This is a genomic window from Acinetobacter sp. KB005 (genome assembly GCF_049949095.1).
Lineage (GTDB): Bacteria > Pseudomonadota > Gammaproteobacteria > Pseudomonadales > Moraxellaceae > Acinetobacter > Acinetobacter calcoaceticus.
In genome coordinates this window covers 442,731-464,006 of sequence record NZ_CP188191.1, presented here as the reverse complement: position 1 = coordinate 464,006, position 21,276 = coordinate 442,731, and the positions used below count along the sequence as shown (strand labels likewise).

Annotated in this window: 18 protein-coding genes; 11 read left to right on the top strand and 7 right to left on the bottom strand. The window is 37.9% G+C overall.

From position 1 onward, the window contains the following. Positions 1–13: 13 nt before the first annotated feature. The 4 genes from yccS to ACPF64_RS02335 all read right to left on the bottom strand — a co-directional run bounded on the left by yccS (position 14) and on the right by ACPF64_RS02335 (position 4,954). Positions 14–2,164, bottom strand: a complete 2,151-nt coding sequence (yccS, locus tag ACPF64_RS02350; RefSeq protein ID WP_426455480.1) for a YccS family putative transporter — start codon at positions 2,162–2,164, stop codon at positions 14–16. Between the two features lie 203 nt (positions 2,165–2,367). Continuing rightward, the gene (gene sodC / locus ACPF64_RS02345; protein WP_045433290.1) at positions 2,368–2,943 is read right to left on the bottom strand and encodes a superoxide dismutase family protein; all 576 of its coding nucleotides are present in this window, start codon (positions 2,941–2,943) and stop codon (positions 2,368–2,370) included. A gap of 123 nt (positions 2,944–3,066) precedes the next feature. Then, a complete protein-coding gene (locus ACPF64_RS02340) occupies positions 3,067–4,185 on the bottom strand; it encodes an AI-2E family transporter (RefSeq protein ID WP_045433287.1) in 1,119 nt (372 codons plus the stop codon). A gap of 124 nt (positions 4,186–4,309) precedes the next feature. Continuing rightward, positions 4,310–4,954, bottom strand: coding sequence for a ParA family protein (locus tag ACPF64_RS02335; protein ID WP_017390979.1), 645 nt, complete (start codon positions 4,952–4,954; stop codon positions 4,310–4,312). Between the two features lie 158 nt (positions 4,955–5,112). Here ACPF64_RS02335 and ACPF64_RS02330 point away from each other — a divergent pair, with 158 nt between their 5' ends. Together ACPF64_RS02330 and ACPF64_RS02325 are read left to right on the top strand one after the other, a co-directional pair. Beyond that, positions 5,113–5,580 carry a Holliday junction resolvase-like protein gene (locus tag ACPF64_RS02330; RefSeq protein WP_004639641.1) on the top strand — a complete coding sequence of 156 codons (468 nt, stop codon included), beginning with the start codon at positions 5,113–5,115 and terminating at the stop codon, positions 5,578–5,580. A gap of 138 nt (positions 5,581–5,718) precedes the next feature. Continuing rightward, positions 5,719–6,282 carry a hypothetical protein gene (locus ACPF64_RS02325; protein ID WP_004639639.1) on the top strand — a complete coding sequence of 188 codons (564 nt, stop codon included), beginning with the start codon at positions 5,719–5,721 and terminating at the stop codon, positions 6,280–6,282. A gap of 51 nt (positions 6,283–6,333) precedes the next feature. Here the strand turns inward: ACPF64_RS02325 and ACPF64_RS02320 are convergent, their stop codons facing one another. Both ACPF64_RS02320 and ACPF64_RS02315 read right to left on the bottom strand, forming a co-directional pair. Next, entirely contained in the window at positions 6,334–6,867 is a 534-nt protein-coding gene (locus ACPF64_RS02320) for a hypothetical protein (RefSeq protein ID WP_426455476.1), read from the bottom strand. Between the two features lie 26 nt (positions 6,868–6,893). Then, positions 6,894–7,682 (bottom strand): class I SAM-dependent methyltransferase, encoded by a 789-nt coding sequence (locus ACPF64_RS02315; RefSeq protein ID WP_426455474.1) that lies wholly within the window; start codon positions 7,680–7,682, stop codon positions 6,894–6,896. 127 nt (positions 7,683–7,809) lie between these two features. Here ACPF64_RS02315 and ACPF64_RS02310 point away from each other — a divergent pair, with 127 nt between their 5' ends. From ACPF64_RS02310 to astE, 8 genes are all read left to right on the top strand, one after another. Beyond that, a complete protein-coding gene (locus ACPF64_RS02310) occupies positions 7,810–9,087 on the top strand; it encodes a hypothetical protein (RefSeq protein ID WP_017390981.1) in 1,278 nt (425 codons plus the stop codon). Between the two features lie 413 nt (positions 9,088–9,500). Next, positions 9,501–10,934, top strand: coding sequence for an amino acid permease (locus tag ACPF64_RS02305; RefSeq protein ID WP_005038383.1), 1,434 nt, complete (start codon positions 9,501–9,503; stop codon positions 10,932–10,934). A gap of 1,031 nt (positions 10,935–11,965) precedes the next feature. Then, positions 11,966–13,240 carry a Glu/Leu/Phe/Val family dehydrogenase gene (locus ACPF64_RS02300; RefSeq protein WP_005038387.1) on the top strand — a complete coding sequence of 425 codons (1,275 nt, stop codon included), beginning with the start codon at positions 11,966–11,968 and terminating at the stop codon, positions 13,238–13,240. Positions 13,241–13,376: 136 nt separating this feature from the next. Continuing rightward, on the top strand, positions 13,377–14,591 hold the full coding sequence (locus ACPF64_RS02295) for an aspartate aminotransferase family protein (protein ID WP_416658836.1): 1,215 nt from the start codon (positions 13,377–13,379) through the stop codon (positions 14,589–14,591). Between the two features lie 17 nt (positions 14,592–14,608). Further along, positions 14,609–15,640: an arginine N-succinyltransferase gene (gene astA, locus ACPF64_RS02290; protein WP_003653733.1), complete on the top strand. Its 1,032-nt coding sequence runs from the start codon at positions 14,609–14,611 to the stop codon at positions 15,638–15,640. Beyond that, entirely contained in the window at positions 15,640–17,109 is a 1,470-nt protein-coding gene (gene astD / locus ACPF64_RS02285; RefSeq protein ID WP_045126010.1) for a succinylglutamate-semialdehyde dehydrogenase, read from the top strand. Before astA ends, astD begins: the two co-directional genes overlap by 1 nt. 17 nt (positions 17,110–17,126) lie before the next feature. After that, positions 17,127–18,470 carry an N-succinylarginine dihydrolase gene (gene astB / locus ACPF64_RS02280; protein ID WP_426455469.1) on the top strand — a complete coding sequence of 448 codons (1,344 nt, stop codon included), beginning with the start codon at positions 17,127–17,129 and terminating at the stop codon, positions 18,468–18,470. A gap of 12 nt (positions 18,471–18,482) precedes the next feature. Next, complete coding sequence (astE, locus tag ACPF64_RS02275) at positions 18,483–19,457, top strand: succinylglutamate desuccinylase (protein WP_426455467.1); 975 nt, start codon at positions 18,483–18,485, stop codon at positions 19,455–19,457. A 59-nt stretch (positions 19,458–19,516) separates the two neighbouring features. Here astE and ACPF64_RS02270 read toward each other — a convergent pair whose 3' ends face one another. Further along, positions 19,517–20,341, bottom strand: a complete 825-nt coding sequence (locus tag ACPF64_RS02270) for a hypothetical protein (protein WP_198079349.1) — start codon at positions 20,339–20,341, stop codon at positions 19,517–19,519. A gap of 594 nt (positions 20,342–20,935) precedes the next feature. Here ACPF64_RS02270 and ACPF64_RS02265 point away from each other — a divergent pair. Continuing rightward, positions 20,936–21,244 carry a hypothetical protein gene (locus ACPF64_RS02265; RefSeq protein WP_151744448.1) on the top strand — a complete coding sequence of 103 codons (309 nt, stop codon included), beginning with the start codon at positions 20,936–20,938 and terminating at the stop codon, positions 21,242–21,244. Positions 21,245–21,276 lie beyond the last annotated feature (32 nt).

Below are 21,276 nucleotides of genomic sequence, written 5' to 3'. Positions count from 1 at the left end.
TAAAGTGTTATAGCTATTTAATTTCTTGCTCTAAAAGTTTGTCTTTAAGCATTAGCAATTCTGGTAATGTTTCTAATAATAAACTGATTTGTTTCAAGACTAATGTATATTTCTCGGAAAGTTGTTCATGAGTGGTTAGGCCTCGAATTTCTTGTAATGTTTGCTCAATGTGTGTGTTGTCGGGTAGTGACTGCCCAAGTACGCTTTGACTAAGAATTTGCTGGCAACGCAGTAATAATTGTAAAACTTGTTCTTCATCAATTTTTTGTCGTTGACTGCCTAACGCTGCCACATAGCTGAGTTGACTGTGGCTATAAACTAAATAACGGAAAGCATAATGAATGAGCTCTGGATTAGGATTGGGCTCGGCACTTAAGCTTGAGATCATGTTTGATAGCTCAATTTGAGCATTATGGGCCGCACGACGAATTCGACGGTACTCTATATCTTGATTTTTGCCATATTGGTATTGCTCAACAATTACATTGAAATAGTCGAGCGTTGCTTTGCTGCTTTTCTTAATATTGTTAGGAATATTGCGAAAATTCCAATCAGGCCATATAAAACTTACCGCGAGCCATGCAATAAAACAGCCCAATAGGGTATCTATCAGGCGAGGTAAAATAATGCTGTAGCCTGCACCCTTTAAATTAAAAATTAATAGCACCATGAGGGTAGCCATAAGAGTGGCCAAAGCATATTTCTTTTGCCGTAAGTAAAAAAAGCATACTCCACAAATAATCGTAATGATGAGCTGGCCTTCAATACTCGGTACAAAATATAAGATTGGTATTCCTAATAAGACACCGATTAATGTCCCAATTGTTCGGAGCTTAAGGCGGCTTTTAGTCGCAAAATAAGTAATCTGACAAACAAATAAACTAGTCAGTAAAATCCAGTAGCCATGCTGAGCAAAGGGTAATAATGAAATGGCATAGCCCGCGGCGAAAACGACTGCAATTCTTATCGCATGTCGGAACAATGCAGATTGAGGTGTAAGCTGTTGCCGAAGTTTCAAGATCAGATCTGAAAACCCTTGAATATCATCATCAAGTAAATTTAAGTGCTCTTGCCTTGTTTGGGTATTATTTTCAGGGAAGGGCTGTGCATATTGCAGTTGTTCAAACTGTTCATGCATTCCTTTTAAATTATCAAAAATGAGTTTTAAATTTTTAACTTCAAAATTTTGTGGATGCTGTTGTATCCAGTCCTTTAAAGAACTCTCTAGGTGATTTAATCCTGTCTGGCTTTCTTGCGAAGGCTGAGATGGCCGATTATATAAAATACATTGGGCTAAGTCCTGACAAGCTTGTGCTTGTAGGCGCAGATTTTTTTGGAAACGGAAAATAAGATCACTACGGCTAAAGTTCTGTTGAATATGTTCGTAATGTAAATAATTAGAGGTGGCTTGCTCGTGAATGTCTCGCGCAAAAAAATACAGGTTTAGCCAATAGATACTTTTATTACTCACCCGTGAAGCCTTTAGCCGAGTGAGCAGGGAACTGCGTATTTGATTCAGACTTTGAGCAACTTGTGTATTTTGTAAGGACAGTTCATATAAGAGTTGTTCTACATTCTCTTTATTGTCTGGATCAAATAAACGTGCTTTTGCCTGTAGTAGAACAGAAATTTCTTTAAAAATTTGTGAGAGTTTATCTTGTAAGGGTAGTGTAGGTTTAATAATAAAAAATAAAATAGAGGTGAAACCGTACCACAAAGCTCCATAGACAAAGTAGGTAGGCTGCTGATACCAATGAGCATATTCTCCTAAACCAAACATGCTATAAATGGAAAGCAAAATAGTGCCAAACGAAATCGTGGCATAACGTTGCCCTAAAGCCCCTAATAAAATGAAAAAAGCGCTAGAAATTGAAAGATAGAGAATAAAGAAGATTTTGTAGGGAGCTAGAAATCCAAGAATGCTACTGACTGTAAAAAATAGCAGGCAGACATAGACTAAGTTGCGTAATCGAATACTTAAACGGTCATCAAAGTCGGTTAACGCTGCTGCAATTGCCCCTAAAGTCACAGGAACAATCAGCTCGTTATGGCCTAGCGAAAGCAAACCTAAAGTTGTGCCTGTGAGTACAATCAAAATTTGCAGGCAATAAATTAAAATCGAGTTTGTCTTAAAACTATTAAATATGTGGGTCAAATAATTCACGGCTTTTGTTCTAAATTAGAGAATACGTGAGAAAGCAGTATGTAACTTTAAATTTTTATTACTTCAAAAATATTATTCTTTTTATCTACAAAAGTCAGTCACTTTTTAAGATTTTATTAGGCTTAAACCAAGTTATAGTGATCAATAAATTAACAAAATTGTGGATATCTTTTTAGATACCCACAATTTAATAAACAGATAAATTATTTAATCACGCCACATGCAATTCGTGCTCCGCCACCGCCGAGAGGCAGAGGAGAGTCTGAATAATTATCTCCACCCGCATGAATCATGATCGCTCGGCCTTGAATATCTGCAAATTTCAAGCGAGGTGCGATCACAGCAGTTGTTGCAACACCAGTATTATCGACCACTAAAGCAGGTAAATCACCTAAATGGCCAGTCGTTGGCGTACCGTGATGAGGAGCTTGATTCGGATTGTAGTGACTACCAGCAGCTAAAGCAGCACCAGGTTTTCCATCTTTCTCAGCAGGGGCACAAGAGGCATTTTCGTGAATATGGAAACCACGAGTACCGCTAGGTAAGTCAGCTAAAGCAGGAGTAATAATTAAACCTTTGTCGCTATCTTGAAAGCTAATGGTACCTATTTTTTTACCAATACCATTTGCGGTAACTTCATTTACATCAACCACTTTTTTCGTATGCATTGTGGTTAATGAGTGAGCCGTGTCGGATACAGTTTTTGTGACTGAACTACAGCCGACTGCAAAAAAAGCTGTAAGCGCAAAGACTGCGCCAATTTTATTAAAAGTCTGCATGGTTGGATGCCCTTATAAATATATATGTCTGATTATTAGATTCAAACAAAGGAAGGCTTAGCCTACAAGTTAATTTAAATAGTCACTTTGTATCTTGAAACATTTTTAAATTAAATAAGTATGTCACTCTTTATGATTGGAAGATTCATTATCAGAATCATAAATCATGGTCGTTTTGGGCATAGGTTCAGGTTCAATAGTTTCATGTAACCATTCACGCCAAATCGCCAGTAAAATAGCTAAAATTACAGGTCCAATAAATAATCCCACCAAACCGAAACTCGCAATACCACCTAACACACCAAACATAATTAATAGGAATGGAATTTTAGTGGCACCGGAAATAACAAGCGGGCGAATCACATTATCTGAACTACTAACAATCACCACACCCCATACAATTACACCAATTGCTTCCATGGTTTGTCCCTGAGAGAATAACCATAAGCCGACGCCTAAATAGGAGATTGGAGTACCAAATGGGATTAGAGCCAATAAGAAAGTAGCAATGGTGAGTACCATTGGGTTTGGTACACCCGCTACGAAATAACTTAATCCAGCTAAAACGGCTTGAGCAATTGCAGTTAAACCTACACCATAGACTACGGCACGAGTCGTTTCAGAAATCGTATCAAGATAGTGATGAACACGAAGGCCTATCACCATTTCTAAAGCTTTGCTCACCTGAGACAAAATCAGTTGCCCATCACGGTAGAAGAAAAAGAGGCTAAATACGGCAAAACCAAGTTTGACAATATTTTTACTAATTTCACCGAGCAGCACACGACCATAGCTTAAATGGCTTTGTACCCAAGCTGCAATATTTTGAATGGTACTATTAGGATCGTTATTTAACTCATTGAGTGTGCGAGAAATTTCTTTTCCAACAAAAGGAAGATCGCGAATAAAATCAGGAACGCTTAAATGACCTGAAAAAACCTGACGTTGTAAATCAAAATATAAGTTGCGGCCTTCATGCTGCAAAATAAAAATAGCGCATGTAAAAGGTATGCCAACAACCAAAATGACCAGACTAATCATTAGTGTTGCATTTAAAGTATTACGGGTTTCTCCAAAAAAACGCTGAATTCTTAAATAAATAGGCCAAGTCATATAAGCAATGATGGCAGCCCAAAGAACAGGAACAATAAAGTATTTCAGGATATTAAATCCTAAAAAAATCAAAATAAAAAACAGCCCAAACAATAAAACGCGCTGTAAAGTAGGAGCGTATGGATGCACGAACAATATTTCTCTAATTTTCTACGTAGAATAAAGTCATATTAACTGAAAAATAACCTGAGGCAAATTTTAAGGCCGTAATGTAAAGAACCTTATACAACTCTTTTTAGAGGCTAAAATTCACTTAAAACCACTCAGCTTTGTCTTCAACTAACTTGTTTAGAACGGGTTGCCATTGATCTTGAATACTAATAAAGTTTTTTTGTGGTTTATCAAAAACACTTAAACCTTGCATAGCGAGGCTACCATAAGCACTGCGTTCGGAAATCCATGCAACAGGTTCTTGTTCAATTTTTTCAAAAAACTGTTGAATATCTTTTGAGCTTGCACTGTTCGGTTTTACACGATTAGCAAGAAGTAAAATTTGTACTTTGCCTTTACGAATACGTTTAATATCTTGTAAATGCTTCAAAAAGCGACGAGTACTGTCTATATCAAAAAATGAAGGCTGAAGTGGAGTAATAATGGCATGAGCTTCGCTGATGAGTTGTTCAGCGTGTTCACCTGAAAGTGCACCAGGTGCATCAATAATTAAATAGTCCAGATGTTTAGGCGCATCACCAATTGATTTTTCATGACGCCAGTCTAAGCTCTGAATCGTTGCGACGGTATCAGGGCGTTGTTTTAACCACTGTAAAGCCGATTTTTGGTTATCGGAATCTGCTAATGCTACTTTATATCCTTTTTGTGCCAATGCCGTTGCCAACGTAATGGCCGTCATGGTTTTTCCGCATCCGCCCTTCTGATTTGCAATAAGTATCGTTTTCATAAATTCAATTATTTTCAGCAGCACATTTGTTTATGTTTTATACCTTAGCATCTTTTTATGTGAAGGAGATGACCGCATTTGACAAAAGTTTAAGCTGTTTCGTTATTTTAGATATGATTAGATCTGCAATGTTGATCTGTGCTTGTTAAGGAAAGTTTATGTCTGTATGGCTTGCCATGCTAATTGGAGCGGGTATTGGTATTATTATCACTACTATTATTTTATCAAATACTCGCAATGGCCGAATTAAGGCTGAATATGAGCAATATATTGCTGAACTTGAATTGGAGCACCAACAAGCTTTGACTCAAGCACAAAAGCGAAGCGTGAATACAAGTCGTGCGGTGTTGAAAGGGAAAATGGCAGAACAATTCGCTCCTATTTTGCCAGAATTTCAGTATCTACCGAGCGATGCAAAATTCATGGGCGATCCGGTGGATTATATTATTTTTGATGGATACACCGATTTTCGAGATGGTGATGGAACGGCGGAAGACATTAATATTATTTTACTTGATGTAAAAAGCGGTGGGGCAAGGCTGACCAAAGGCCAACAGGCAATTGCACAAGCTGTGCAACAAGGAAACGTCCGTTTTGAAACTTTAAGAGTGGATTTTGAAGATTAAATTTTAATTTTGAGAGCACAAAAATAGACGAAATTAATCTGTATTGTTACTAAATTCCGATATTTTTTTCATGGCTTGCGACTACTATAAATTGAAGATCTATTTAATTTGATCTAGCAATATTCGAGGTATAAAGCGATGAAAAAACAACGTTTGATGATGGGCTTACTGGCTGCTATTGGCATGAGTTCAGCATTTGCATCGACCTCAAGTGAATATAATATTGCCAACGGTCTGAGTCCCATAGAAAAAGACCAATCCATTTCTGTATTACAGCCTTTTCAAGGAAATTTCAGAATCTTGGGTTCAAAAGTTTATCAAAATGATGAACAAGCTAAGTTTTCACCTATTGACTATGCGGTAAGCTGGGGTTTGTTTGCTCAGCCTGAGATTGCGCGTCATATTTCAGTAAAACAATATGACCGTTATCTAAACTGGAAAATTCCTAAATTACCTGTTCCAGCAGATCAGGCGATGCAAATGGTGTCTAACATGCACATCATTCCTGCGAACCCGCAAATCGCCCAACAGATTAAACAGGTAAAACGTGGAGATTTGGTTTATTTAAAAGGTGATCTGGTCGAAATTAAAGATAAAGATCTAGTCTGGAAATCGTCGCTTACACCAACTGATACAGGTGATGGTGCTTGTGAACTATTTCGTGTGCAATCTATTCATTGGGTTGAAAAGCAAAATATATAATTTAAAAAAGCCTTCATAAATATGAAGGCTTTTTATTAAGGAATGTAGTACTTATTTCTGTTGCGTTGCTTTCCAATATTTTAATTGATTTTGTGCTTGTAAATAGTCAGCAAGATCATTGATCTGCTCATCTTTAGTCGCGTGCTTATCACTCAAGTGTTTTTCTTGGTTTTCCCAATATTGGTAGAGTAGGCCTTGTATATAACGGCCTTGCTCAGTTTTTAAATCCAAATCTTTTAACATGGTCAGAGAAGAGCGCACATTATCAAGCGTACGCTGTTGCTCAAACTCTGTTGTTAGTGTTCCAGCTTCATGCATTTTTGTTAATTCATTTTCCATCTCGTCGCTCATTTCTGTAAAGCGGCGGTCATAATCCTCTAGTAGCGCAATATCGTGTGCATCCTCAGCAGTGACAGGGAACGTCTTAACAGGTCTTTCATTCAGTTTTTCCAAAACCTGATCGGTAGATGAGGTGGCAGAAGGTTGTTCCGTCTTAGCAGGCTCATCCGCTTTTTTACAAGCAGTAAGAAATAGGCTAGAGCAAAGCAAAGACATTAATATGATTTGAGGTGTTTTCTTCTTCATAACTTTCAACCAAACCTATTCACTAATTATTTAACGGGTAACGTACTTTTCTGAAAGTGATATGCATACGTAACATATGGAAAATCAATCTGATCTTGAGGACCTAATCCCGTAAAATCATAAACAATTTTTTCAAACTGTGCTTTGAGTTGTAATTGATCTTTTTCAGTCATTGCAGCAATAAAACTTGTTGAGAGTAATCGCTTGCTCACCACTTGTTCGACGCTACCTCGTTGTGACTGTGTAAACGTTTGTAGACTGTCAAACACAAATAAATTTTGTTGTTCAAATACGATTTTCCACTTTTCACTATGATAACGGGGTGTCTCTCCTTCAAGTGGAAGTAGAAAATCAGCTAAAGCTTTGACCCAATCCGTACGCTCATCGCGTTGATTCCAAACCAGTCCTAAATGTCCTTGTGGTTTTAATATCCTATACATTTCTGTTAGGGTATCTATGTTGTCAAACCAATGAAAAGATTGCGCACAAATAATGGCGTCAACTTTATGGTCTGCTACAGGAATAGAATGGCTAAAAGCCTGTAATGTTTTGATATCAGGATAAACGTGTTGAAGCTGCTGTAACATCTCGCCAATTGGCTCAACTGCAATAATATCTGCATGTGTTTGTTTTAAGTAGGGTAAGAATTTGCCAGTACCCGATCCAAGATCGATAACAGTAGAGTTTTCCTGTATTTGGAGGCAATTTTGCAGCCAACTCACTATTTCTGCGGGATAATTAGGCCTAACTTGCTGATACAGTTCAGCAGCTGAGCTGAAGCCTTTTTGAGCGGCAGGATGTAAGGATTGTGTCATATTTTGCGCTTTTTAATCTGACTGGCATCTATAAAATAAGATACTCCGCAATCATAAATTGGCAAAACACCTATTTTGTTTCATTTTTGACGTTGTATGTGGGAGCAAATTTTCTTTCGGTGTGAGCATGGATAAGCAAATTATTTTTGAAGACGAACACATTAGAGCCATTTTTTTACCAGGCGATTCTAATACATTGGTTCTCTCTTTTGGCGATTTGATTACCCGAGCGAGTGGCTTATCTATCAATGCTGAAAAGTCCCTAATTAAATACCAATACAATGTTATTGGAATAATGCCAAAACAAAAATCATGGTTTCCTCAAGCGAGCATGATTGAGCTGGCGAAAACAATTTCGCCTGTTCTTCAGGGTTTTAAAAATATTGTGGGTTATGGCGGTTCGATGGGCGGCTATGCAGCAATCAAATATTCTAATTTATTGAATATGAACCGTGTGATTGCATTTGTACCTCAATATTCAATTGATCCTGACCATGTTGAAGATCGACGCTATGCTGAGTTTTTTGATGCGGTAGCAAACAAAGACATGCAGATCCAGCTGCAAGATGTGGATGCAGCGCGTGAATACGTCATTGTTTATGACCCTTATTTCTCGATTGACCGCGAACATTACCTAAAAATAAAAGAGCTATTGCCAAACTTACATACGATTCATTTGCCATTTACTGGTCATGAAGCATTGTCAGTATTAGCAAGTTCAAGTTTATTGCATGATTTTATTGAACATGAGTTTGACGAAATTTATTTCTATCAACAGGTTCGTAAAGTCAAAAAGCAAAGTAAATTTTATTTCCGTAATGTACTTGCACATGTTCTTTCGCATCATGACGACATGTTGTTAAAGATATTACGCCAAAATGATTTTCAGCTAGATGAACGTTATTTTGATAATCCACTTAAACAGGCTATTACCCGTAGCCTTATGAAAGCAAAGCAGGCAACTGAGTTAGACTTCCAAAAACTGGGTATTAAGGTACAACAAACTCAGCAAGAGGTGAGTTATAAAGAGGGATTACAGAATAGCTTTAATTCAATTTTGGTATTCAACCTCATTAATTCAAAGTTTGAGAGTTATGCTCTAGATGTTCTGTTGGCAAATAAATCTTATTTGATTCCAATTGTGGCTGAACACACTGGTGTAGTGCACATTGAATTAAATAATGAAACTTATTTGTTAGGGATGAATGATCGTAAAGTCATTAAATTGTTCAAGAGCAAAGAACCTTTAACATCTGACATGAGTCCGTTTGTAATCAAAAAATATTCCGACTTTTTTGCAATTAGCTATAAACAATTAAATTTATCTTGTGATGAACATGGGATGTGTGAATTTATAGAAGGTTCAATCAAGCCTACTGAACAAATGATCTCAATCACCTATTAAACCTTTCTGTTGGTTAAATAAAGCTCAAGTCTAAAGATTTGGGCTTTATTTTTTGCTTAAAAAATATTTTTTCATTAATTTATTTGTATATTAAATTCAAAGTCATTATTTAAATAAATGATGTGTTTGTTTTGTGGATGTCTGGCGTATTAAATACAAGCATTATAAATTAGGTGAAAAAATATCATGCTTTAAAGTAAATGATATTTGCGTATGTATAAAATAAATAAATGATCCAAGGCTAATTAAAATACAACTATAACTTTAAATTTTAATAAGTATTTGTTTTTTATTTATATGTTATTTATGTGGTGATAGGTTGTTTAAAATAAGTTCACTATTCAAAGATAATTGCATATTTATTTTTTTATCCTAAAATGATTTTTTACTAAATTGTCGTTACAGTTTTTTATATGCAATCATTAAATTATCGGAATAATGATGCATCGCAACATGGAAGTTCTGCACCTTTGAAACGAGCAATGAGTACTCGACATTTGGTGATGATCTCCCTTGGCGGTGCCATAGGTACAGGTCTTTTTTTAGGTTCTGGTGATGTAATTTCTCAAGCAGGCCCAATCGGGGCAATTATTTCTTATTTTTTGGGTGGTTTAATCGCCTACACCGTAATGCTATGCCTCGGTGAACTTGCAGTTCATGTACCTGAATCGGGTTCTTTTGGAGAATATGCCCGCCGTTATATCGGTCCAGGCACAGGATATATGATTACTTGGCTGTACTGGTTAACTTGGACGGCCACTTTGGGGACTGAGTTTACCGCCGCGGCTTTACTGGTTCAGGAGTGGTTTCCAACTACTTCGGTTTGGGCTTGGACTCTGTGTTTTGGTGCCCTAGTTTTTATTCTGAATGTGAGTTCAACTCGATTGTTTGCCGAGTCTGAATTTTGGTTGGCACTTGTCAAAGTTATCACGATTATCTGTTTTATTGGTTTGGGGTTGCTGGCAATTTTTGGTTTTATCCCTTACCAAGGGCATGAGACAGCGCCACTATTTAGTAATTTGACAGCACATGGTTGGTTCCCTCACGGTTTATTTCCAATTTTTGCAACTATGCTGATCGTTAATTTCGCATTTTCGGGTACAGAGTTAATTGGTGTGGCGGCTGGTGAGACTGAAAATCCTGCGAAGACAGTCCCAAAAGCGATTAATGCCGCCATTTGGCGTCTACTAATTTTCTTTGTTGGTACCATTGTTGTGATTACTTCGCTATTGCCATTTGAGCTTGCAGGTTTGAATGCAAACGAAGTAAGTAATAGCCCTTTTGTGACTGTGTTTAATTACATTGGTATTCCTTATGCGGAAGATATTATCCGCTTTGTAATCATTACGGCTTTACTCTCAGCTGCCAATTCTGGTTTATTTGCTGCTTCACGTATGATGTGGTCACTTTCAGTAAAAAACCAATTACCAAAAATATTTTCAAAGCTTACTCCTTCAGGAACACCGATTGTTGCTATTACTGTGACGATGTTTGGTGCAATACCTGGGTTGCTTTCAGAGCAGTTTGCCCCTGAGACGATCTTTAAAAATTTATTGGGTGTTGCAGCATTTACCATGGTGGTTGTTTGGATTGCAATTTGCGTATCTCAATTTAATTTCCGTAGACAGTGGTATAAATCTGGGAAAACTGCAAAAGATTTACGTTTTGCTGCTCCTTTATTTCCTTTGACTCCAATTGTGGGTGGTCTGTTCTGTGCTGTTACTTGCATTAGTATGGTGGTCGATCCTTCGATGCAAGTCGGCTTTATCTGTTGTATTGTTTTTATTCTTTTATGTTATGCGAGCTACTTCATTTTTTATCACAAGAAAGATGGGGTACAGAGCTAAGCATTGTATCCTTTTACAAGCGTAGTCTAAAGGTCCCATTTGGGGCCTTTTTTATGGTATGTAGGAAATTAAAAAGGATGGATTCTATATATTTTTTTTAAAAATGAATTTTTATTTTTAATCATGGAAACAAATGTTGTTTTATAAATTCACCATTTATCGGATTTTTATTAATATTTATTTATTATAAATATTTGATTAAGTCTATGTTTAGTCTTGTTATTTAATAAGGTGGTGTTTTTAGTTTTTTAGAATAGCAGGGTGGAATAGGATTAATATGGATTTAATGTGGAGAATAGATAATTTTTTGATGGTTTTTGAAAAGATTGAATTTTATAACTAATTGTTATTTATGGTTAAAAATATTTACATTTTTTATATTTATGGAAGTTTATTTTCTATAAGTTTTTTTTATTAGAGTTAAGGATTTTTTAATATTTGTTGTTTTTTTATTATAAATGTCAGTTCGATTTGATTATTTTTTCTCTGCTTATTTATTTTAAAATGTTCTAAATGAGCTTGCTCTATGCTATATTTATTGGAAGATTTTATATCTATGTTGCGGCTTAATTTTAAGCAGTATGTGTGGAAATAATTAATCTGTAGGATTATTGAACAAAGTTTATTTTAAAAAGACTAATGGAGGGATCTATCGATTAGTCAAAAAAATTTTATGGACTCATGGTTTTTGTAAATCATAGTTCTTTTTAACTCCCAAACGGTTATGTCACTTCTTTTGTATTCATATTTCAGCCGGCTGGTTTTAGTGGGTTGTGGCTAGTTTTTTGCTTTTATAAAACTCTCTTTATAAACAGCAATTTAGACAAAAGAAAACTTGTAAAAGATATCGGTATATAAAAGTAGATCGTACTTTTAGTACCAACAAATGGAATTTAAAAAATCTGATGCTTTAGAAGAGCAAAAGATTTAGTAAATAAACTAAGGCACTGTTATTTCAGGGTTTTAGTTGCTAAATAATAAAGATTACAGATTTATCAAATCTGAGTCTATGAAGGTATATAGGAAAAAAGATGTCAGATCTTTCATACGTAAACGAACACAGCGATGCTTGGCAAACTTACTTGGCACAAATTGACCGTGTTGCTCCGTACTTAGACCACTTAGCTGAGTTTATCGACACTTTAAAACGTCCAAAACGTGCACTTATTGTAGACGTGCCAATTGTAATGGATGACGGTTCTATTCAGCACTTTGAAGGCTACCGTGTACAACACAACTTGTCTCGTGGTCCTGGTAAAGGCGGTGTTCGTTACCATCCGAATGTTGATTTGAACGAAGTTATGGCGTTGTCTGCATGGATGACAATTAAAACTGCTGTTTTGAACTTGCCATTTGGCGGTGCAAAAGGTGGTATCCGTGTTGATCCACGTAAATTATCTAATCGTGAATTAGAGCGTTTAACTCGTCGTTATACGACTGAAATCGGTCACATTATCGGGCCTCAAAAAGATATCCCTGCTCCAGACGTTGGTACAAATGCCAATATCATGGGTTGGATGATGGATACTTATTCTACAAGCCAAGGTTACACAGTAACTGGTGTTGTAACTGGTAAGCCTGTTCACTTAGGTGGTTCTTTAGGTCGTGTAAAAGCGACTGGTCGTGGTGTATTCGTTACAGGTCGTGAAGTAGCTGCAAAAATCAACTTACCAATTGAAGGTGCGAAAGTCGCTATTCAAGGTTTTGGTAACGTAGGTAGTGAAGCTGCTTTCTTATTTGTTGAATCAAAAGCGAAAGTTACACACGTTCAAGACCATACAGGCACTATTTTCAATGCTGATGGTATTGATCTTGAAGCGTTACGTGATCACGTAAATGCAAATCAAGGCGGTATTGGCGGCTTCGCTGGTGCGCAATCAATTGCTGATGAAGATTTCTGGACAGCAGAAGTTGACATTATTGTTCCTGCTGCATTGGAAGGTCAAATCACTGTTGAGCGTGCTCAAAAACTTAAAGCTAAGTTGATTTTAGAAGGCGCAAACGGCCCGACTTATCCTAAAGCTGAAGACGTATTAGTTGAGCGTGGCATTGTTGTAGTACCTGACGTTGTATGTAACGCCGGCGGTGTAACTGTAAGTTACTTCGAATGGGTTCAAGACATGGCGAGCTACTTCTGGACTGAAGAAGAAATCAATGAGCGTTTAGACAAATTGATGGTTCAAGCTATGGATGACGTTTGGAACACAGCGAACAGCAACGCTTGTACTTTACGTACAGCAGCTTACATCTTGGCATGTGAGCGTATTTTAAAAGCTCGTAAAGAGCGCGGTATTTTCCCAGGCTGAATCTGCGGAAATTACTTTTAGGAAAAGTGGTCTGAGCAAATATTAAGGATGTTATAGGGTTATTTGTTCAGCCCCTTTTTCTGAATTATTCAAAATTAAGTGTTATCGAATATATTAAATAAATACTGAGGTAAGCATGGAACAGCCAATTTCTGTAACTCGAAGCAACTTTAACGACTGGATGGTTCCAGTTTTTGCACCGGCAAATTTCATTCCGGTACGTGGTGAAGGTTCACGTATCTGGGATCAAGAAAATAAAGAATATATCGATTTTGCAGGCGGGATTGCAGTAAACGCATTAGGTCATGCGCATCCAGTGGCAGTAAATGCTTTAACAGAACAAGCAACAAAACTTTGGCATGTAGGCAATGGTTATACAAATGAACCTGTTCTACGCCTTGCAAAACAGCTCACTGAAAATACATTTGCAGACAAGGTATTCTTCTGTAACTCAGGTGCAGAAGCCAATGAAGCTGCATTGAAACTAGCTCGTAAAGTCGGTCTAGACAGCGGCGTTGCTGGTAAAAGTGGCATTGTGGCATTTAAAAATGCTTTCCATGGTCGTACTTTATTTACCGTTTCAGCAGGCGGTCAGCCTAAATATTCACAAGACTTTGCACCGCTTCCAAATGGTATAAACCATGTTGCCTTTAATGATTTAGATGCAGCAAAAGCGGTGATTAATGAACAGACTTGTGCGGTTATTGTTGAGCCGATACAAGGTGAAGGTGGCGTTATTCCGGCTGACATCGAATTTTTAAAAGGTCTGCGCGCACTGTGTGATGAGTTTGGTGCCTTACTTATTTTTGATGAAGTACAAACTGGTGTAGGTCGTACAGGTTCACTTTATGCCTACATGAACACTGGTGTTATTCCAGATGTTCTTACAACTGCAAAAGCACTAGGTGGTGGTTTCCCCGTCGGTGCGATGCTAACGACAGATAAGTTTGCACCGCATTTTTCAGTCGGTACCCACGGTACAACTTATGGTGGTAACCCATTAGCAAGTGCGGTTGCAGGTGCAGTATTCGAATTTATTAATACACCTGAAGTCCTTGAGGGTGTAAAGCATCGTCATCAGTATTTCCTCGATGCCTTGAATACTTTAAATGCTGAATATCAGATTTTTGAAGAAATTCGTGGTCAAGGCTTACTCATTGGTTGTGTATTAAAAGCTGAGTATGCAGGAAAAGCTAAAGATATTACGACTTGGGCTGGTGAGGAAGGATTACTTGCTTTAATTGCAGGTCCGGATGTTGTTCGTTTTACTCCGTCTCTCATTATTCCTGAACAAGATATTGATGAAGGAATTGCTCGTTTAAAAAGAGCATTGGCAAAATTGGCTAAATAAAAAAAAGGAAGCTAGCCATGATGATTGTCCGTCATGCCGAGTTTCGAGACCTTGAAGATATTTATAAATTAGCAGGTAAGTCGGGTGTAGGCCTGACTTCCTTGCCACAAAATATGGATACACTTTCGGCTCGAATTTCACGTACTCGCAATACTTTAAATGGCAATGTCCATAAAAGTGAACAAGGCTATTTATTTGTTCTTGAAGATACAGAAGCTCAACGTGTTATTGGTTTAAGTGCAATTGAGGTTGCTGTAGGACTCATGGAGCCTTGGTACAACTTTCATGTTGGAACACAAGTACACGCTTCAAAAGCACTAAATGTTTATAAGTCATTACCAACCTTGTTTTTAAGTAATGACAGAACAGGTAGCAGTGAACTCTGTACATTATTTTTAGATCCAGAGCGTCGTGAAAACCAAAACGGTAAATTCTTATCGAAAATCCGTTTTATGTTTATCGCTGCCTTTAAGCAATATTTCGAGAAAAAATTAATTGCCGAAATGCGTGGTTTCTCAGACGAAAATGGATGTTCTCCATTTTGGGATGCGATTGGTCACCATTTCTTTAATATGGATTTCTCAACTGCCGACTACTTAAGCGGAATTGGGCAAAAAGTATTTATTGCAGAGCTTATGCCACGTTTTCCGGTCTATGTAGATCTCTTGCCAAAAGATGCGCAAGAGGTGATTGGAAAAATGCATCCACAAACTTTGCCTGCCTATCATGTACTTGAGTCGGAAGGTTTACGCTATCAGGGATATGTCGATATTTTTGATGCTGGCCCAACGGTTGAAGCCAATATTGATGAATTACGCGCAGTAAAAGAAAGTCAGTTATTAAACGTCAAAATTACAAGTGAAGCTGCGGTCGGTAAGACTCAATATCTCGTTGCCAATGATAATTATCATGACTATCGCGCAATGCTGATGAAGCTTGATCTTGTTGATAACACTATAAATTTAACGCATGAACAAGCTGAAAACCTCGGTGTACAAGAAGGTCATGTTGTTCGTGTGCTATCACTCAATCCAATGGAAGTATCCTGATGTCAAACTCTTTATTTATAAACGGTGTCTGGTTACAAGGCAGCGGCACAACATTTGAAAAAACAAATCCAGTTGATAACCAAACTGTCTGGTCGGGTGCTGAGGCTACTGCTGCTGATGTTGAGCAAGCTTGCCAAGCAGCACGTACTGCATTTCCAGCATGGGCACGTTTACCTTTTGTAGAGCGTGTGGCGATTGTTGAAAAATTTGCAGCTTTGCTTGAAGAAAATAAAAAGCACTTAGCGGAAGTCATTAGCCAAGAAACCAGTAAACCATTTTGGGAAACGTTAACTGAAGTTCAATCAATGATTGGTAAAGTTGCTATTTCAATTCGTGCTTATCACCAGCGTACAGGTGAAAGCTCAACTGAAATGGCTGATGGCGTGGCATCTTTACGCCACCGTCCACATGGTGTGCTTGCAGTTTTCGGGCCATATAACTTTCCGGGCCATTTACCAAATGGACATATTGTTCCTGCATTACTTGCAGGGAATGCTGTGGTATTTAAGCCAAGTGAATTAACGCCTTGGACTGCTGAAGAAACTGTAAAACTTTGGCAGCAAGCGGGTTTGCCAAATGGTGTGATGAACTTAGTGCAAGGTGGTCGTACCACGGGTGAAGCGTTAGCTGCTTCACATGAAATTGACGGTTTATTATTTACCGGAAGTGCGAACACAGGTTATCACCTACATAAACAAATGGCGGGTGCTCCTGAAAAAATTCTTGCGCTTGAAATGGGCGGCAATAATGCATTGATTATTGATGAAATTATTGATGTCGATGCTGTGGTTAATCTCACTATTCAATCTGCCTTTGTTTCGGCGGGTCAGCGTTGTACATGTGCACGTCGCATCTTGGTAAAAAATGGTCCAGAAGGCGATGCATTTATTCAACGTTTTGTTGAGGTTGCTAAAAACTTAAAAGTTGGTCGTTGGAACGACGAACAACAACCATTTATGGGTGGCGTTATCTCGTCAGTTGCCGCATCAAACATGATGCTTGCTCAGCAAAAATTGCTTGAGCTTGGCGCAAAAAGTTTATTGCCAATGACGCGTCCGCAAGAAGACAGTTCGTTACTTACCCCAGGCATTGTTGATGTAACAGGTGTGGCAGATATTCCAGATGAAGAATATTTTGGTCCACTTACGACCATTCAACGTTATGACAACTTTGATGAAGCATTGAAAATTGCAAATGCAACTCGCTTTGGTTTGTCTGTTGGTCTGGTTTCTCCAAAACGTGAATTGTTTGATCAAGTACTTATTGAAGCGCGTGCCGGTATTGTGAATTGGAACAAGCCATTAACAGGTGCTTCAAGTGCTGCGCCATTTGGTGGTGTAGGAGCATCGGGTAACCATCGTGCGAGCGCCTTTTATGCAGCTGATTATTGTGCTTGGCCAATGGCTTCACTTGAAAGTGACAGCTTAACCTTACCAGAAAAATTATCTCCAGGGATTGTGTTGCCTTAAACACTAGGGAAAGAAAAATGAAAGGATATGAAGTAAATTTCGATGGTTTGGTGGGACCAACACATCACTACGCGGGCTTGTCGTTTGGTAATGAAGCATCGACAAAAAACCGTAATAACGCCTCGAATCCAAAATTAGCAGCTAAACAGGGTTTGCTAAAGATGAAAGCCTTGGCTGACATGGGAATGAAACAAGGTGTGCTTGTTCCGCATGAGCGCCCACATGTTCCAATGTTACGCCGTTTAGGTTTTACAGGAGATGACATTAGTGTTGTTGCTCAAGCAATGCGTCATTCACCTGAACTCTTATCATCGTTAAGTTCCGCTTCGCCAATGTGGACTGCAAATGCGGCAACAGTTTCACCTTCGGCAGATAGCCAAGATGAACGTGTACATTTTACTGCAGCGAACTTAAATAATAAGTTTCACCGTTCGATTGAAGCGGAAACAACAAGCCAAGTTTTACAAGCAATCTTTAAAAATGAACGTCATTTTGTACACCATGAAGCATTGCCGCAAGTGGCTTTGTTTGGTGATGAAGGTGCAGCAAATCACAATCGTTTAGGTGGTGATTATGCTAAGCGTGGGGTTCAAGTTTTTGTTTACGGTCAACAACATTTAAATAATGGGTTGCTGGGACCAAAACGTTATCCTGCTCGTCAGACACGTGAAGCAAGCGAAGCAATTGCGCGTTTGCATCGTTTAGATGATGCACATACAGTTTTTGTTCAACAAAATCCGGATGTGATTGATCAAGGCGTTTTTCATAATGATGTCATTGCGGTCAGCAACCAACAGGTTTTATTCCATCATCAACATGCCTTTTTAAATCAAGATCAGGCTTTTGCTGAAATTCGTCAAAAAATGGCAAGCATCGGTGAAGACTTTATCTCGATTGAAGTTCCTGAAAATCGCGTTACCGTTGATGATGCAGTAGCAACATATTTATTTAATAGCCAGATTTTGACTCGTCCAGATGGTGGAATGACCATTGTTGTACCAGAAGAGTCTCGCCAAAATAAGGCAGTGTGGGGGTATTTGAACGATATGGTTCAGATGGGTACACCAATTGATGCTATTCAGGTTTATGACTTACGTGAAAGTATGCGTAATGGCGGTGGTCCTGCATGTTTACGTTTACGCGTAGCTTTAAATGAAACCGAGTTAAATGCTGTAAATCCAAAAGTATTAATGAATGATCAATTGTTTGGCACACTCAATCAATGGGTAGATAAACATTATCGTGATCGTTTAGCTCAAGAAGATTTAGCTGATCCGCATTTATTGATGGAAAGCCGTATGGCACTCGATGAGCTGACCAAAATTTTAGGTTTGGGTTCGGTTTATCCTTTCCAAAAATAAGGAGGAGGTGACATGCAAGATTTTCTAGCATTAACCTTACAAGGTGAGCAGCCTACAACACGTGAAGGAAAACAAGATAATTTTTCTTGGCGCTGGTTAGGTGAGGGAATTCTTGAATGTACGCCACATGCACAGTACGACAAAGCCGTCGTACTGTCAGCTGGAGTACATGGTAATGAAACAGCACCTATTGAATTGTTGTCTCATCTTTTCATAGATTTATTTGCCGGACGCTTAAACCTTGCTGTGAGGTTGCTGTTTGTATTGGGTAATCCATATGCAATGCGTCAAGGTAAACGTTATGTGCATGATGATGTGAACCGAATGTTTTGTGGTGGATATAAAACTCTGCCTGTGACCGAAGAATCAAAGCGAGCTGAGGTTTTAGAACAAGTTGTTACGACTTTCTTTCAAGAAAGTTCAAACCAAGCAAAACGTTATCACTATGATTTGCACACAGCTATTCGGGCTTCTTTATTGCCAACTTTTGCGTTGTTTCCATATCAAACGCATGCTTATGATGCGAATTTGACAGCGAGTCTTGAAGCGGCCGATTTAGATGCTTTGGTGTATCACAATGCGGTTGGTAAAACGTTTACACATTTTACCAGTGAGAATTTTAAAGCAGCCAGTGCAACTTTAGAGTTGGGCAAAGCTTTACCATTTGGACAAAATGACTTGAGTCAGTTTGCTGCAATTGATGAAGTTATTCGTCATGTCGTTTCTGAGCAAGCTTTACCAGCACGCAATAAAGCGAAAATTCGAGTGTTTAAAGTATCGGATTCTTTAATTAAAAAAGATGAAGATTTTCAGATGAACTTATCAGCTGAAGCTCCGAATTTTTCGACTTTTACAAAAGGTGAAATCATTGCGACACAACCTTCTGGTAATTATGTTGTTGAGCAAGATCAGGTCTGGATTTTATTTCCAAATCCAAATGTGAAGCTCGGTTTACGTGCAGGTTTAGTTTTAACTGAAATGAGCTGAATGATTGATTTTAAATAAATAAAAAAGGGCGATTAATCGCCCTTTTTGTGCATCACGTATTAGTTAGTACCGAAAAGACCTTTAATCCAAGATTTCTTTTCCGCTTTTTGTGTAGATGCTTGAGCATCTGCATTTACACTTGCATTAATTCCGACAGGAGCAACGTTAACACCAACATTTACACCAGTATTAGCATTGATTGCCGCTGGTTGAGCTGCATTTAACTTTGCCTGAGCATCTGCTTTAGTGTCTGCAACAAACTCTTTTTGCTCAGCTTGATTTTGAGCTACGCGAGTTTTTACAGCATCTACATGCGCTTGAGCATTAGCTTGTTTTTCAGCAGTAAATTCTTTTTGGTCAGCTTGTTTTTCTGCAACTTTAGTTTTTACAGCATCAAAACCTGCTTTTGTATCAGCTTTAGCCTCAACTGCTAGATTTTTAGTGCCATTTGCAGCTTTAGTCGCTACATTTTTAGTACCTGTTACTGCTTCGGTAGCAAAATGTTTAGTACTAGTTGCAGCTTTAGTCGCTACATTTTTAGTTCCTGTCGCAGCTTCGGTAGCAAAGTGTTTGGTACCTGTTGCAGCTTCAGTTGCTAAGTGTTTTGTACCATTTGCAGCTTTAGAAGAAAGTTCAGTCACTTTTCCTGTTGTTTTTTTAGTTGCTTTAACTGTAGTGTCAGCAGCAACATGACCCGCATGTTTTGCTGTGCTACCTACAGTATGTGCAGTATTTTTGACTGTGTTGGCTACGCCACTAACAAGACCGCCCGGTTGTACATTTACTTGAGCAGAAGCATCTGCATTAACGCCCGCACTTTGTGCAAAAATAGAAGCAGAAGCAAGAACACTTGCAGTAACGATAGCTGTTTTCATCATTTTCATTGCGATATCCTTCAAAGAATATACCCTTTTAGTGAGGTATTTCATAAACGCAAACGGATCATAGCTAACGCACTATGGGCTTGGGAACTCACTTCATCAAAACGTTACAACAGTGTTACGTTGAGTAAACAGACTAGGGATAAATTGTGGAGATTAATAAAAATTAATAATAAAGTGAAAAATAATGTTTATTTATTAGTTATTCTAATTAAGTTGGTCTAATTTTATCTTTTTATTTTTAAAAATTAAATTTCAAATTTTCTTGAAGTTTCTCTTCTTTTGATCAGGTACTTATATCTCTAATTATGATTTGAGTCTCACTATTTATTAGTGGGAACGGCATAGTTATTGCTTATTATGAGAATAAGATGCTTTTTAGCACTTTTTTGAACCATCTTCTGCCAGAAATATAAATGTACAGGGCAGAACAACATTTTTGCTTATTCGGGCGTGGATATTTCTACTTCTCTTGTGGGTATATATTTCATTCATTAAATTTTTCACATGAAATATATTTTAAGAAATACCTCTTTGTTTCGAATAATCAAAAATAAAAATAGATGTCTATAAACAAAAGAACAGAGATCTTAACTGATGAAAATTATTGCTTCCCTTCTTGTAATAGTCGGCTTGATCGCCGTTGTTCTCTATTTTAAGCCAACAAGTGGTGCATCTGATGTCTTCAATTCGGTTTTACATGAATCGAATTCGTCACAACCAGACACATCCTCTTTTCTTTCTAAACTTAAGGAGCCTACTCAAGCTAAAAATCTATCTTTAGATTCCACTCATCCTCAATCGGTGTCAGCTGATACCGTTCCTTTTTACAACACAAAAAGTGATCTTTCGATTCAACCGATTGATCCAGAAAAAGATCCAGCAAATGAAATAAAAGCGAAATAAGCAAATTGTTAGTTGAAAAACTACGGAGAAAA